Consider the following 15,782-nt stretch of genomic DNA (forward strand, 5'->3'; position numbering starts at 1 on the left):
CTATTAATTGGCATTTTTTTGGCTAATTTTAATTGTTTATTTTCATTTGATATGTTTTAATTTTCAATATTGAACAATAATGAAAATTTGCGGTGATTTATGCAAACTTCTCCTCAGTCAAATGACAAAGTTTATGACCTCGCGGTTATCGGTGGTGGTATCAATGGTGTTGGTATTGCAGCGGATGCTTCTGGGCGTGGTTTATCTGTGTTCTTATGTGAAAAAGACGATTTGGCAAGCCATACATCATCTGCAAGTAGTAAGCTCATTCATGGTGGTTTACGTTACCTTGAGCATAAAGAATTTCGTTTGGTGCGTGAGGCATTAGCTGAGCGGGAAGTGCTACTGGCAAAAGCGCCTCATATTATTCGCCCAATGCGTTTTATCATGCCGCATCGTCCTCATTTACGTCCTGCATGGCTGATTCGTACTGGTTTGTTCTTTTACGATCATTTAGGTAAGCGTGAGAAACTATTAGGTTCAAATAACGTTTATTTCAAAGAAGATAGTCCATTAAAAGCAGCTATTACCCGTGGTTTTGAGTATTCAGACTGTGCTGTAGATGATTCTAGACTTGTTGTGCTAAATGCAATGCACGCACATGAAAAAGGCGCTGATGTTGTGACGCGTACACGTTGTTTATCTGCCCAACGTGAAGGTCAATACTGGGTTGTTGATTTGGAGAATGAAAAAGGTCAATTCCAAATTAAAGCCAAAGCATTAGTGAATGCTGCTGGACCTTGGGTTGCACAATTCATTAAACAAGACTTACAGCTGAAATCACCTTATGGCATCCGTCTAATTCAAGGTAGTCATATCATTGTGCCGAAGCTATATGAAGGTGATAAAGCATTTATCATGCAGAATGATGATCGTCGGATCGTATTCGCAATTCCATATTTAGACCAATACACGATGATCGGTACTACGGATCGTGAGTATCAAGGTGATCCAGCACAAGTAAAAATTACGCAGGAAGAAACGGATTATTTGATTAAGGTCAGTAATGAGCATTTCAAAACACAATTGACTCAAGCGGATATTATTTCGACTTTTGCTGGTGTACGCCCATTATGTGATGATGAGTCGGATAATCCATCTGCGATCACTCGTGATTATACTTTGGCTCTATCAAAAGAGTCAGATAATCAAGCGCCATTGCTTTCAGTATTTGGTGGAAAATTAACGACTTATCGTAAGCTGGCTGAGTCGGCTATGCAGCAGTTGAAAGCATTTTTCCCTGAAATGAAAGGAAGTTGGACTGCAACAGAAGCTTTACCTGGTGGCGAAAACATGGAGTCAGTAGAGCAGTTAATCCTTGAAATTCGTGCTCAGGTTACTGATGCATCAGAAGCGCTTGCTAAACGTTGGGCTTCAGCTTATGGTTCACGCATTTGGAATATTCTGGGCGAGGCAAGTTCAGTTGAGCAACTTGGACAGCACTTTGGACAAGGTTTGTATGCTCGTGAAGTAGATTATTTATGCCGTTTTGAGTGGGTGACGAACAGTCAGGATGTCTTGTGGAGACGTTCTAAGTTAGGTTTGAATTTTGTACCGAGCGAGGTTGAAAGTTTAGAAGCTTATCTAGCAAATAAACCAAATACCACAGTAGCCGCTTAAGCATCTAAAAAAGCCCTCTTAGATAAGAGGGCTTTTTTTATCAGTATTTAAATTTAAGAGCTACTGTATAATTTGCTGGTTCTCCGTAGAATGCCTGCCCATCAGTGAAGCTATTGAGGTATTTTTTATCGGTGACATTATCTGCATTAGCTTGAATGGTAAAGTTCGGACTAACCTCATAGCTCGCCATTAAATTCAGCAAGGCATAATCGCTTTGTTTAAGATAAGTCGAGTAAGTTGGATCAAAGCGTGTAATTTTGCTCTGCCATTTTACGCCTGCACCAACTTTTAATTTTGGTAATTGGGTAGGGGAGTAGGTTGTTAGTAAGTTGAAACTTTGGGTCGGATTGTAGGTTCGAGCCGCACCACCATTTTTTAAGTCTTGGAGACTAAATTGAGTGTAACCCAGAGATACATTCACTTGATCAGTTAATTGTCCTGCTAAACCAACTTCTACACCTTGTGAACGTAAGTCACTAATTGCAGAGGTACGATTAAGCGGATGGCTATCAGTTGGTCTAAGTGGGTAATTATTTTCTTCAGTTCTAAAGATAGCAAGTGTACCTGTAAGTTTGTTGTCTAACCATGCACTCTTTACTCCAATTTCATAGCTTTTGCCTTCAATTGGATCCGCTACTTTACCAGTTGCCTCATCAATTGAGGTTTGTGGACGGAAAATAGAGGTATAACTCATATAGCCTGTATACTCAGGCGTGAAGTTATAGGTAATACCAGCATATGGTGAAACTTTGCTTTCATCATAATTCATTGGTGCACTATAACTTGTCCCTTCACTTTTGGCCTGAACATAGTTCGCACCTAATGTGAGTTTGAGGTCTTTCGTTAAATGTAAGCGTGTTGCTGCATAAACAGATTGATTGCGTTGCGTGTAATCTGCTGCATCTGAAAAAGCACTCCATGAAACATTGTTTGGTGTCCAGCTTGCCCAGCCTGTTGTACATTGTGCTTCATAGGTATTTGGCGCTATACCACGGGTACATGTTCCAACATTACTATCGAGGATAGTCCCAGATTTTTGCTTATCATTTTGTTCACTTTGAGAGAATGTATAGCCTAAAATTGCTTCATGCTCACGCTCTAAAAGATCGAACTTGCCTTGTAGGTTAAAATCAGCAGTTTGTAGCTTGTTATTTTCTTTTCCACCCCAAGCTGTAAGATCTACATTTGAACCATCCGCATTTGGATAGCCATAGTAGTAAAGTAGCTGGCTTTGGCGTTCTTTTTCATTGTAGTTGTAACTTAGGTTAGCAGACCAAGTTTCCAAGAACTTTTGCTTTAACTCGATGAATGCATTTCGAGATGTATTGTCCCAGTAAGCCCAGTCAGGGTTTGGGTTGTATGAGCGATCATAACTAATTTGTTTGCCTGAAGAATCCATCAGAGGTAAAGCACCCCAGTTATTGGCATTGGGCTTATTTTTTTCTTGGCTAGCACCAACGGTCAATAGCGTACTATCTGTAAGATCGGCTTCCAATATCCCTGCAAGACCATTTTTCTCAGAAGAGTAGCGATCTAAATGTGAGTCGCCTGTTTGTTCAAAAGCACTGAGGCGACCTCGAATATTACCATTAGATGTTAAGCTACCTGATACATCGGCTTCATAGCGTTGGGTATCCCATGAACCATAGCTCAATCCAGCGTTTGCTTGAAACTCTTTGGTTGGGCGCTTACGAATATAGTTAATAGTCGCACTTGGATCACCGAAAGCATTGGTCAGCGCATCTGCTCCTTTAATCACTTCAATACGATCATAAAAGAAGCTATCTGGATTGGTGTCATTATAATTCCATACACTTGAAGGGAAGCCTACGCCATCAACGAGAATGTTGGAGATTTCAAATCCTCGTGCCATATACACTGAGCGTTCGGTTTCAAGTGAATTAACGGTTACGCCTGGGGTGTTGTTTAAAATATCTCTTGAGCTAGTCAGTCCGAAATCATCAATCTGTTGACGTGTTACCACATTCACCGTTTGTGGAATTTCTTTGGCTTCAATATTCAGTTTAGTCGCACTCGAACTATTTTTAATGTTGTAAGCTTTGGTTTTTTCACTACTTTCATCATTTTGAGTAGCTTGAACTTTAATTGTCGGAAGTTGTTGTGTCTGATCATCAAGTGCATAACTATATGTGCTAATACTGATTAATGTTGAGACAGCTACAAAGAGCGGAGTGCGTTTGAACAGGGGGGAAGAACTCATACCGACAACCATATTAATGAGAAATACTATTATTATCATTATTGTTAATATTTGTTAATTTTGCAATTTATTTTCTCTAAAGCTTAATGGGAATACCTAGTGTGGGGTGGAGGATTGATAGGAATTTTCGAAAATTGGGCATTAAAAAAGGCCGCCGTAGCGACCTGTGATCAGTTATGTCCAGTCAAATGTAAATAGAACACGTCGAGTTTCGGGTTGGTAAAACATCAAGATATTGTCGGCACCATGATTGCAATACTCCCAACCTGATGCTGAGGCAATGAAATAATAACGTCGTTGCTGTTGATCAAAGATGTGTACAAAACAGTTGTCATCTTGTTCAATATTTTCCAGTTTAAGTTGTTCTTCAATCGGATAGCACCAGTTGCCATATTCAGCATCACCACCCAGTTGATTGAGTAAAATGGTGGGTTTATTGTTTTGATAATTGACATCAGATGTACTAATCACTCTTTTTTGTTCTAAGAAGCGTTGTTTGACCTGTTGAAAATCTTCATGCATTGCTTGGCTATGCATCAAAACCTCAGCATATGAAGGATGACTTTTATTCTCTAAAATAAAATAGTGTTGATCAGCCAGCCAATGGTATTGTGACTGTTCATCCAGCTGTAAAATAAACCAATTTTCATGCGCAAATTCATTATGGAACTCAGCAGTCTCTGAGCCGATATAACACTCATAAGGTTCAATTGGATTGACTAAATGAATCCAGCCTTGCCATTCAGGATTGATCTGGGCAAGGTCAATCGAAATGAGGGGGAGTAAATGCTTTGCGAGAAAGGCGTCCTTGCTTGTAAAGACGGTGTCTGAGTCTGGGAGTAATTTTAAAAAATCTTGTGCGGTTGTAATCTCTTGTTGCATAACTTTTCCTGTTTAAATCGATAAAATACGGATCTCTTTATATTTTTTAACTGACTTTTGCTGGCACATTAACGTCTTAATTTGTTCATCTTCGATGGATGAAAATTACTTTTGAGGCTGTTAGTTTATTATAGTTTTGCAATGTAAGATGACAAAAAAGGCCGCCGAAGCGACCTTTTTAAGTCAATTATGATTAAGCAGATTTAACAGCTGCTAATAATTCATTTTGACGATCTTTAAGCGCTTGAGGTAAGCGAGCACCAAGTTTAGTGAACAGCTCAGTGTGGCTTTCAATCTCTTTGATCCATTGATCTTTGTCTTGAGAAGTTACTGTATCAAACTGTTCTTTAGAGAAGTCAATACCAGCCCAGTTCAACTGTTCATATGTAGGAACTAAACCGATTGGAGTTTCTGTTGCTTCTGCACGACCTTCACAACGATCAATAATCCACTCAAGAACACGCATGTTTTGACCAAAACCAGGCCATACGAAGTTGCCTTCTGCATCACGACGGAACCAGTTTACATTGAAGATTTTTGGTAATTTATTACCAGCAGCTTCTGCTTTAGCACCAACTTCTTGACCAAGTTGTAACCAGTGACCAAAATAATCAGCCATGTTGTAACCAGCAAATGGAAGCATTGCAAATGGGTCACGACGAACGATACCTTGTTGACCAACAGCAGCAGCAGTTGTTTCAGAACCCATCGTTGCAGCTTTATAAACGCCATCAACCCAGTCAAAAGCTTCTGATACTAAAGGTACTGTGTCTGCGCGACGACCACCGAAGATGAACGCAGAAATTGGTACACCAGCTGGATTTTCCCAGTCAGCATCGATAGAAGGGCATTGACCAGCTGAAACTGTGAAGCGTGCGTTTGGATGTGCAGCTTTTTCACCATCAACGTGAGGTTGACCTTTCCAGTTGGTTAAGTTAGTAGGAACTTCTTTAGAAAGACCTTCCCACCAAATTTCGCCATTGTCTGTAACAGCGACGTTTGTATAGATTACATCTTTATGAAGTGTCGCCATACAGTTTGGGTTAGTCTTGGTATTTGTACCAGGTGCTACACCGAAGAAACCAGCTTCTGGGTTGATTGCATATAAGCGACCATCTTCACCTGGTTTGATCCATGCAATATCGTCACCTACAGTTTCAATCTTCCAGCCTTCATAGCCTGCTGGTGGAATTAACATTGCGAAGTTTGTTTTACCACAAGCAGAAGGGAATGCTGCTGCGATGTAGTGTTTTTCGCCTTGTGGATTTGTCACGCCTAAAATAAGCATGTGCTCAGCTAACCAACCTTGTTCACGACCCATTGCTGATGCAATACGAAGTGCTAAGCATTTTTTACCAAGTAAAGCATTACCGCCGTAACCAGAACCGTAAGACCAGATTTCACGAGTTTCTGGGTAATGAACGATGTATTTTTCGTTGTTGCAAGGCCAAGCAACATCTTTCTGACCATCTTTAAGTGGAGCAGCAACAGTGTGTACACATGGGATAAACTCACCATCTGTACCTAACACGTCATAAACTGCTTTACCCATACGTGCCATTTTTGTCATGCTAACAGCAACGTAAGGAGAATCAGTTAATTCGATACCGATGTGAGCAATGTGGCTACCTAAAGGACCCATAGAGAATGGAACCACGTACATTGTACGACCTTCCATTGCACCATCAAATAAACCATTTAATTTAGTACGCATTTCAGCAGGAGCAACCCAGTTATTTGTTGCGCCAGCATCATCTTGGTTTTCAGAGCAGATGTAAGTGCGATCTTCAACACGAGCAACGTCAGAAGGGTCAGAATTTGCAAGATAAGAACCAGGATGTTTTTCTTGGTTAAGTTGTTGCATGGTGCCGTTAGCGATCATCAAGTCGATCAGACGTTGATATTCTTCTTCGCTTCCGTCACACCATTCGATTTTTGCTGGTTTGGTTAATTTTGCAATTTCTTCCACCCATGCAATAAGCTTAGGGTGACGAACGAATTCTGGTGCGTTCACTTGGGTCATGGTCATGCCTTTTTAAAGTGTGTACGACGTACAATTCTATTCATTGGTTTACAATGAAAATAGATGAAGTAAAAAAAGTGGCTGTATTAAAGCACAAAATCATAAAAAAAATAAGACTATCGGATCATATGGCAGGTTAATGAAAAGCTGTATATTTTTTCTTAAGTTATTGTTTTTAAGTTTTTTGTCAGTTTTTTTTAGGCTTATATGTTTTTTTTATGCATGTTATTTTTATTAAAAATTTTATTTAAAAACAATTATTTATTTAATTTTATTTTTTTGAGAATTATTATTGATAAATTGAATAATCATCATCCAAAATTTACATAAACGGGCTTTTATTTGTTGATTTTATGCACAAAAATATGGAGGCACAATTTCAAAGGGTGAAATGAGTGAATCAAAATTTGCGCCCCTTATCGATTATCTACAATCAAAAATCTGGATTTCATGCTGCGCAACAAGATGAAGTCTATGAACGCTTAATGACGTTTTGGACGCAGCATGGTTTTGAAATACAGGTTTTTGAGCTAAATCAAAAGGTTGATTTTGACGAGATGATGAAATCTGTGCTTTCACGTCATCAACAGGCTGATTTACGTGGTGTTGTGGTAGCTGCGGGTGGAGATGGAACATTAAACGCAGTTGCGAAAAGATTAATGCATACCAATATTCCGATGGGGGTTATTCCATTAGGAACTTTTAATTATGTTGCCCGTGTTTTAGATATTCCAATTGATGTCTTTTCGGCAGCAGAAGTGATTGCAACGGGTAAATTTCGTGAAGTTCATGTTGCTACAATTAATGATCAGATTTATTTAAATAATGCTAGCCTTGGACTTTATCCTTTATTTATCAAAAAACGAGAACTATATAATCAGCACTTCGGGCGTTTTCCCTTAAATGCATACACTTCAGGACTTGATGTGTTGTTGCGTGAACATAAGTCTTTGAAACTGTCTATTAATGTTGATGGGCAGAAATATCCAGTCGCGACGCCCTTGATTTTCTTTGGAAATAATCAATTGCAACTGTGTGATATGAAATTAAGAATTGCTGAATGCGCAGCCAATGGCAAACTAGCTGGTGTAGTTGTAGCCAAAAGTGATCGATTTAGTTTATTGAAAATGTTATTAAAATTAATTCAAGGGAAAATAGAGCAAACGCCTGATGTTTATACTTTTTGTGCAGAAAATATTACTGTTGGCTGCAAAAAAGACAAAGTTACGGTTGCGATTGATGGAGAACTTATGGAGTTGGAGACACCACTAAATTTCTCAGTTCAAAAATCATCTTTAAAAGTTATGGTTCCAAATGTTATTACACCTCTCTGATTTGCATTTTGGAACTGAGCGAGATGTTTGTCTGGAAGCAATACGAAAGTTTTGTAAACAATATCGTCCAGAAGCGATTGTAGTGAGTGGTGATTTAACACAACGTGCTCGATTTAATCAGTTTTATGCATGTCGACAGTTTTTAGACTCGTTGTCGATTCCGTATTTAGTCGTGCCTGGTAATCATGACATTCCGCTCTATCATGTCTGGAATCGTTTTTTCTCACCATTTGTTCGTTATCAAGCTTTTTTTGGTCGTTTAGAAACGACTATGGAAACAGAGCATTTTTATATTGTTGGAATGAACAGCATTCGTCGTCGTTACCATACGCGTGGACATATTTCTTTAGAGCAAATTCATGAAACTTATGAAAAACTCAAACATGCTCCTGCTCACAAATTAAAACTAGTTGTATTTCATCAACCATTTTATACATTTCCAAACGATCATGGTGATAAAGATTGTCCAGTGCTTGGGAAAATGGCTTTAGAGCAGTGGGGAAAAACTCATCTTTTTGGTTTATTGCATGGGCACTTGCATAAAGTTGCTGTCCACGATTTAAATCAAATTTTTCAATTGGGTTTTGAATATCCTATTTGTGATATCCATGCTGGGACGGCAACATCAAATCGATTACGTTTTGGATTTTCTAATAGTTTTAACGTGATATTGGATAATGGTGTGATTGAACATTATTGGTTTGATGAGGATAAAAACAGCTTCGAAAAGCACTGATTTCCAGCTAAATGCAATGTGATTGAAATCAGTGTTTGAAAAAGCATCAAAAAATAGATTTTTTTTCACTTTTCCCCTTGAAGCCTTTTTTTTCATCCCCAAAAAAGTGGCATATCAAAATTTTATGCGTTGCCATGAACTGGCAATGCACATTAATCAATAAGACTAAGTCTGATGGAGTTAATTATGAGCAACATCCGCCCATTACATGATCGTGTTGTGATTCGTCGCGTAGAAGAAGAAACTAAAACGGCTGGTGGTATTTTACTTCCAGGTTCTGCTGCTGAAAAACCTTCTCAAGGTGAAGTAATTGCAGTAGGTAATGGTCAGATCACTGACAACGGCGTTCGTGCTTTAGACGTTAAAGTTGGCGACAAAGTATTGTTTGGTACTTATGCGGGTACAACGGTTAAAGTAAGCGGTGAAGAACTCTTAATCATGAAAGAGTCAGACATCTTAGCTGTGCTTGAAGGCTAATCGACGCATAACTCAAAAATTATCAGATACAGTATTTAAAAGATTCGGAGTTTAATATGTCAGCTAAAGACGTAAAATTTGGTGATTCAGCTCGCTCAAAAATGATTGCAGGCGTAAACGTACTTGCAGATGCAGTAAAAGTAACTTTAGGCCCGAAAGGTCGTAACGTTGTTATTGATCGTTCTTTCGGTGCACCACACATCACTAAAGATGGTGTAACTGTTGCTAAAGAAATTTCTTTAAAAGACAAGTTTGAAAATATGGGTGCTCAACTTGTTCGTGAAGTTTCTTCTAAAACAAATGACATCGCAGGTGACGGTACAACAACTGCAACTGTACTTGCACAAGCAATCTTAAATGAAGGGATCAAATCAGTAACTGCTGGTATGAACCCAATGGATTTGAAACGTGGTATCGATATCGCAGTAAAAACTGTTGTTGAAAATATCCGTACTAACGCTAAACCAGCTGATGACTTCAAAGCAATTGAACAAGTGGGTTCAATCTCTGCAAACTCTGACACAACTGTTGGTAAACTTATTGCGCAAGCAATGGAAAAAGTTGGTAAAGAAGGTGTTATCACTGTAGAAGAAGGTTCTGGCTTCGAAGACGCTTTAGACGTTGTGGAAGGTATGCAGTTTGATCGTGGTTATATCTCTCCATACTTCGCGAACAAGCAAGATACTTTAACTGCTGAACTTGAAAACCCATTCATTCTTCTTGTTGATAAAAAAATCAGCAATATCCGTGAATTGATTACCGTATTAGAAGCTGTTGCTAAAACAGGTAAACCACTTCTTATCATCGCTGAAGATGTTGAAGGTGAAGCGCTTGCTACACTTGTTGTAAACAACATGCGCGGTATTATCAAAGTATGTGCGGTTAAAGCACCTGGTTTTGGTGACCGTCGTAAAGCAATGCTTCAAGATATCGCGATTTTGACTGGTGCGACTGTAATTTCTGAAGAAGTGGGCATGTCTTTAGAGCAAGCTTCTCTACAAGATCTAGGTACTGCACACAAAATTACTGTATCTAAAGAAAATACTGTAATCGTTGATGGTGCTGGTAATGCTGAGCAAATCGCTGAGCGTGTACAGCAAATCCGCGCTCAAATCGAAGAGTCTACTTCTGAATACGACAAAGAAAAACTTCAGGAACGTGTGGCTAAATTAGCTGGCGGTGTTGCAGTGATCAAAATCGGCGCAGCAACTGAAGTTGAAATGAAAGAGAAGAAAGACCGTGTAGATGATGCGCTTCACGCTACTCGTGCAGCGGTAGAAGAAGGTGTTGTTGCTGGTGGTGGTGTTGCATTAGTACGCGCTGTAAATGTGTTAGATGGCCTAAAAGGTGCTAACGAAGATCAAACAGCTGGTATCAACATTTTACGTCGTGCAATCGAAGCGCCACTTCGTCAAATCGTTTCAAATGCAGGTGATGAGCCTTCAGTTGTAATCAATGCAGTTAAAGCGGGTGAAGGTAACTTCGGTTATAATGCTGCAACTGGTGAATATGGCGATATGTTAGAAATGGGTATTCTTGACCCTGCTAAAGTAACGCGTTCTGCACTTGAACATGCAGCTTCTGTTGCTGGTTTAATGTTGACTACAGAATGTATGATTACTGACATTCCAGAAGATAAACCAGCTGCTCCAGATATGGGCGGTATGGGTGGTATGGGCGGCATGATGTAATCACATCATCGTCTAAGTCGTAAAAAATCCCTGCAAATGCAGGGATTTTTTACGTTTCTAACATAGAAAATATTTTGAGAAAACGTTACTAATAAATTAATTCATATTAAAAATACATGAATCATACTTAAATTTTTATAAACGGTTTTTGGAGAAATAAATGTATAAATATTGCCTGTATATTCTGAGTTGTGGATTATTCATTCACCATGCGCAAGCAGAAAGTCTCAAAGACTCTTTCATTGGTGATACCAAAGCGTTTGTAAATATTTATGGATTTGCTGCTGATATTGATGGAAAAATTGGTTATCAGGGAATGAATTATCATTTAGATCAATCATTCAAAGATACGCTAGATTCATTAGATAAAGCATTAATGGGACATTTTGAAGTTGCTAAAGGTAAATGGGGCGTTTATTCAGATATTCAATACGTGAAGACTGAAGAAGAAAAACAGGTTTATTCATATCCGATAGCATTATCAACAAAAGTAAATTTAAGTAATTTTGGAATTTATTATCGAGCCTATGAGCAGTATCCGCAGGGAAAAGGTTTGGTGATTGAACCTACTTTGGGATTTATCTATACGGATCTAGAGGGGAATTTAGGCGCTTTGGGGAAAGTGGTTGCAGTAGAGAAAGATTGGTTTGAATACTTTGGTGGTGCGCGTTTTCGTTACAACACTGACTCTCCTTGGAACATTGCTGCTCAATATACTTATGGCACTGAACAAACACAAATTGCTCAAGCATATGTAGGATATCGCCAGAAAATATTCTCAGCACCTATCAACTTTAGAGTTGGATATCGTTACGTATCTCAGGATTATAAAAGTGGTAGTTTTAAATGGGATACTGAGCAGAAAGGTCCTGTAGTAGGGATTGGTTTCGCATTTTAGATCATTTTTATATCTGCATATATTTAACAATATGTTAGATATATGCTGAATGTTACGAAAAATTAACCTGTAAAAATAATTAAAAAATAAATTTATTTAAGCTTATATCAAGTATTTTTATACCCCAATTGGGGAATGGATCACAAAATTATGATTCAGTAATGTATTACCTACTGACAATGTTTAATACATTCCCTTAATAATTGCTAATATTTATATATCAGAAGTTATTAATGGAGTAATTAAGGAAAAGGTAGGGATATTCTATGAATCAAGTTAATAAAATCATAAATTTCAGAAATATTGATAGTTTCGGAGTTATATTTAAACTCAATAGATTAACTGTTGCTTTGGTAGCATTTATCGCAGGTAATACAGCTTTTGCTTTAGAAGATACCTCTTTTACTGTCAAAGTGGATGGTCTGACATATACGCAAATTGGGATGAAAAACAAACGCTTTTCTACTACAGAAAAAGAGGGTTATATACAAACGGGATATATAAAAGCAGATGAAATTCAAGCTGGTACTTTAATTGCGACTGATGGTCTAACAACCAAGAGTTTATTTGTTACAGAAAAATTAACAGCATCAGGTGCTTTTTTAAAAAATATTGATGCTGGCTCCACAAATATTAATCATGTTATTGATGCTGTAAGAGATGATCAAGCTGTCAATTTCAAACAACTTAAAGAGCAGGATGCTCAAACATTAGCTGATGCCAAAACATATATTGATGATACGACGACGGCATTAAGAGCAGAAGTTACAGCCGAAACCGAGCGTTTAGATCAGGAAATTGCAAAGGTGACAAATGGTGATGTTCAGACATTAGCCGATGCAAAAGCATATACAGATAATACGGCTACAACATTACGATCTGAAGCTGCAACAGAGTCTGCTCGTTTAGATAAAGCAATTGTGGATGGAAATACATCAACTTTAGCAAACGCAAAAACTTATACAGATAATATAGCAACAACATTACGTTCTGAAGCGGCAACTGAATCCGCACGTTTAGATAAAGCAATTGCAGATGGAAATGCGTCAACATTAGCATCTGCGAATAAAACGACGGCAGATATGGCTACAGCGATTCGCAATGAAGTGAAGGATACCAACGCAAAAACATTAGCAGATGCCAAGGCTCATACAAATAGTATAGCAGCCACAACCTTAAACAATGCTAAACAATATACAGACCAAAGCAGTTCATCTGTTTTAGAACAGGCGAAAGCATATACGGATGCAAACGCAAATGGTTCGCCATTTGTAGCACTGCAAAGTAATGATGGTGATGAGTTAGCTAAAGCAGAAGGGATGCAATCTATCGCAATTGGCGTTGGTGCTGTTGCACAAGGTGAGCAGTCAATTGCGATAGGTGTGGGAAATCAAGTCACTGGAAATCATTCGGGGGCAATTGGTGATCCAAACGTCGTCAGTGGCAATGCTAGTTATGCTGTAGGTAATAACAATACCGTAAATGGAGATAATACTTTCGTTTTGGGTAATGATATTAATACTAATGCAACCAATGCAGTTGTGTTAGGAAATGCGTCCACATCTGATCGAGATAATACGGTTTCAGTTGGTTCTGTTGGTGGTGAACGTCAGGTTATTCATGTAGCTGCCGCTACGGCAGATTCAGATGCAGTAAATCTTAAACAAATGAATATGGCGGATACGGCAACTTTGGTATCTGCAAAAATGCATACGGATAATACCGCAACAACATTGCGCCATGAGGCAGCAGTAGAAAGCACACGTGTCAACAAAGCTATTGTTGATGGTGATAAAGCAACTCTGGCCAGTGCTAAAGGCTACACTGACACTCGTGTAGCTACTTTTGATCGTAGTATTAATCAATTAAACAATCGTGTTAATCAGTTAAATACTAGAGTTGATGATATAGAGCGTACAGCTTACCGTGGTATTGCAATTGCATTGGCAGCTCAACAAGCTGTACCTAGTATTCAACCAGGTCAAGTTGCTGTATTTGGTGGTGTAGGCCATTATGAAGGTGAAACTGCCGGTTCTATTGGTGTAGTAACATCATTTACTGATCGTATTTCTGCTAGCGGGGCTTTGGGTTTCGCAGGTGGTAATGAATTCGGTGGTCGTGTAGGTGTTGCTTACGTTTTTGGCGGTAAGTGATAGTAAAAAATACTTAAGAAAACCTGAGTTTATAAATAAATTCAGGTTTTCTTTTAAAACAGTTCATTTTTAAGGTTGTCTCTACCCAGCAACGAGGCAACCTCTTTTTATTTAAATAAAATAATTACCCAAGTAAAGAAAATAATGGCTAAAGAAACAAATTGAGCTGCGCTCCCCATATCTTTCGCATTCTTAGACAATTCATGTTTTTCCAAAGAAATACGATCTACAACAGCTTCGATAGCTGAATTAAATAACTCAACGATAATTGCTAATAGGCAAACAGCAACCATTAATGCTTGTTCTAACGCCGATACATGAACAAAGAAGCTCAATGGAATCAGAATTAGATTCAGCAAAATTACTTGTCTAAATGCGGCCTCATGACTAAAAGCAGCCTTGAATCCAGCAAGTGAATAGCCTGTCGCGTCAAAGATTCGTTTGAGACCATTTTTGCCTTTATAAGGAGAATAAAGAGACATAGTGAAAGGAGAAAGAAAGGGGGATATGCCTATTATAAAATTAGAAAAAGGATTCGGGATTGGCAATACATCGCAACAATGCATCAAAATTTTAGTGCTTATTGCAATATTGTATGCAAGTTAAACAGATTTGAATTGTCAAATTTGCCTATGCTAAGGATAATAAGTGCTGATTTTCTATAGGACAATTCTGCATGAAAATTATCGCAGATGAAAATTTGGCATTTACCGATTATTTCTTCGCGGAATTTGCAGAAATTCAGCATAAAGCTGGACGAACACTTACATATGCTGATGTTGAAAATGCTGATGCATTGCTAGTGCGATCAGTCACAAAAGTAAATCGTGATCTTATTGATCAAACAAAAATTAAGTTTGTGGGTAGCGCAACGATTGGGACTGACCATTTAGATATTCAAGCTTTAGAGCAAAAACATATTCGATGGAGTAATGCAGCGGGTTGTAATGCTCAAGCCGTAGCTGAATATGTAATTACTGCTTTATTGCATTTAAATATTGATCTACTAGAAAAAAATAAAGCCTTTACTTTAGCGATTGTCGGCCTAGGCAATGTTGGAAGCCGTCTTGCTGTAATGGCACAACTCCTTGGTTGGCATGTGATCGGTTATGATCCATATGTACAACTTGATGGTATTGAAAATGTCGCTTTTGAGCAGCTTTTAAAAAGGGCTGATGCGATTTCAATCCATGTACCGTTAACAAATTCAGGTGAATATCCAACGCAGCATTTATTTAATCAAGCTGCCTTTGCTCAAATGAAAGATTCGACGATTTTAATTAATAGTGCGCGTGGACCTGTGATTCAGCAATCTGCATTAATTGAAAATATTGAGAAGACAAAACGCCAAGTGGTATTAGATGTGTTCGAGTTTGAGCCAGAAATTTCACAGCAATTACTAGATCAGCTCGCTCTGGCAACGCCACATATCGCAGGTTATAGCTTGGAAGGTAAGGCGAGAGGTACACAGATGATCTATGATGCATTTTGTAATACCTTTGGTTACAAGGCATCGAAACGATTTGAAAGCCAATTGCCTCATGTGGACCAGTATTTTGAGCAGCATGATTTAAAAACTGCGCTCAAACAGCATTTGACTCAAATTTATAATATTGCTGAAGATGATCGACAACTTCGTGCTTGTGTTGAAGCGGGCAAGGTTGAACAAACAGCGTTTGATCTATTACGTAAAAATTATCTATTGCGCCGTGAATGGGCTGCACATGGAGGGCCTAAAGCGTGAGTG

12 protein-coding genes are annotated in these 15,782 nt (G+C 38.5%); 8 read left to right on the forward strand and 4 right to left on the reverse strand.

The window, feature by feature from the left end:
* Positions 1 to 99 precede the first annotated feature (99 nt).
* Positions 100 to 1,620: a glycerol-3-phosphate dehydrogenase gene (gene glpD, locus F959_RS05865; RefSeq protein WP_004878347.1), complete on the forward strand. Its 1,521-nt coding sequence runs from the start codon at positions 100 to 102 to the stop codon at positions 1,618 to 1,620.
* Positions 1,621 to 1,660: 40 nt separating this feature from the next.
* Here the strand turns inward: glpD and F959_RS05870 are convergent, their stop codons facing one another.
* The 3 genes from F959_RS05870 to F959_RS05880 form a co-directional block, all read right to left on the reverse strand.
* Positions 1,661 to 3,853: a TonB-dependent siderophore receptor gene (locus tag F959_RS05870; protein WP_004878348.1), complete on the reverse strand. Its 2,193-nt coding sequence runs from the start codon at positions 3,851 to 3,853 to the stop codon at positions 1,661 to 1,663.
* Between the two features lie 162 nt (positions 3,854 to 4,015).
* On the reverse strand, positions 4,016 to 4,723 hold the full coding sequence (locus tag F959_RS05875) for a hypothetical protein (RefSeq protein ID WP_004878349.1): 708 nt from the start codon (positions 4,721 to 4,723) through the stop codon (positions 4,016 to 4,018).
* A gap of 193 nt (positions 4,724 to 4,916) precedes the next feature.
* Positions 4,917 to 6,746 (reverse strand): phosphoenolpyruvate carboxykinase (GTP), encoded by a 1,830-nt coding sequence (locus F959_RS05880; RefSeq protein ID WP_004878350.1) that lies wholly within the window; start codon positions 6,744 to 6,746, stop codon positions 4,917 to 4,919.
* A gap of 395 nt (positions 6,747 to 7,141) precedes the next feature.
* Here F959_RS05880 and F959_RS05885 point away from each other — a divergent pair, with 395 nt between their 5' ends.
* From F959_RS05885 to F959_RS16970, 6 genes are all read left to right on the forward strand, one after another.
* A complete protein-coding gene (locus F959_RS05885; RefSeq protein WP_004878351.1) occupies positions 7,142 to 8,080 on the forward strand; it encodes a diacylglycerol/lipid kinase family protein in 939 nt (312 codons plus the stop codon).
* Positions 8,061 to 8,816, forward strand: coding sequence for a metallophosphoesterase family protein (locus F959_RS05890; RefSeq protein ID WP_004878353.1), 756 nt, complete (start codon positions 8,061 to 8,063; stop codon positions 8,814 to 8,816). The genes F959_RS05885 and F959_RS05890 overlap by 20 nt, the downstream gene beginning before the upstream one ends.
* 186 nt (positions 8,817 to 9,002) lie before the next feature.
* Positions 9,003 to 9,293 (forward strand): co-chaperone GroES, encoded by a 291-nt coding sequence (locus F959_RS05895; protein ID WP_004652030.1) that lies wholly within the window; start codon positions 9,003 to 9,005, stop codon positions 9,291 to 9,293.
* A gap of 56 nt (positions 9,294 to 9,349) precedes the next feature.
* Positions 9,350 to 10,984: a chaperonin GroEL gene (gene groL / locus F959_RS05900; RefSeq protein ID WP_004878354.1), complete on the forward strand. Its 1,635-nt coding sequence runs from the start codon at positions 9,350 to 9,352 to the stop codon at positions 10,982 to 10,984.
* 160 nt (positions 10,985 to 11,144) lie between these two features.
* A complete protein-coding gene (locus F959_RS05905; RefSeq protein WP_004878355.1) occupies positions 11,145 to 11,882 on the forward strand; it encodes a hypothetical protein in 738 nt (245 codons plus the stop codon).
* Between the two features lie 266 nt (positions 11,883 to 12,148).
* On the forward strand, positions 12,149 to 14,035 hold the full coding sequence (locus F959_RS16970; protein ID WP_004878356.1) for a YadA-like family protein: 1,887 nt from the start codon (positions 12,149 to 12,151) through the stop codon (positions 14,033 to 14,035).
* Positions 14,036 to 14,142: 107 nt separating this feature from the next.
* On the opposite strand, the gene F959_RS05915 is transcribed toward F959_RS16970, so the two are convergent.
* Positions 14,143 to 14,517, reverse strand: a complete 375-nt coding sequence (locus tag F959_RS05915) for a diacylglycerol kinase (protein WP_004878357.1) — start codon at positions 14,515 to 14,517, stop codon at positions 14,143 to 14,145.
* Positions 14,518 to 14,711: 194 nt separating this feature from the next.
* Here F959_RS05915 and F959_RS05920 point away from each other — a divergent pair, with 194 nt between their 5' ends.
* Positions 14,712 to 15,779 (forward strand): 4-phosphoerythronate dehydrogenase, encoded by a 1,068-nt coding sequence (locus tag F959_RS05920; RefSeq protein WP_004878358.1) that lies wholly within the window; start codon positions 14,712 to 14,714, stop codon positions 15,777 to 15,779.
* Positions 15,780 to 15,782: the final 3 nt, after the last annotated feature.

It is taken from the genome of Acinetobacter venetianus RAG-1 = CIP 110063, assembly GCF_000368585.1.
In the GTDB taxonomy this organism is placed as follows: domain Bacteria; phylum Pseudomonadota; class Gammaproteobacteria; order Pseudomonadales; family Moraxellaceae; genus Acinetobacter; species Acinetobacter venetianus.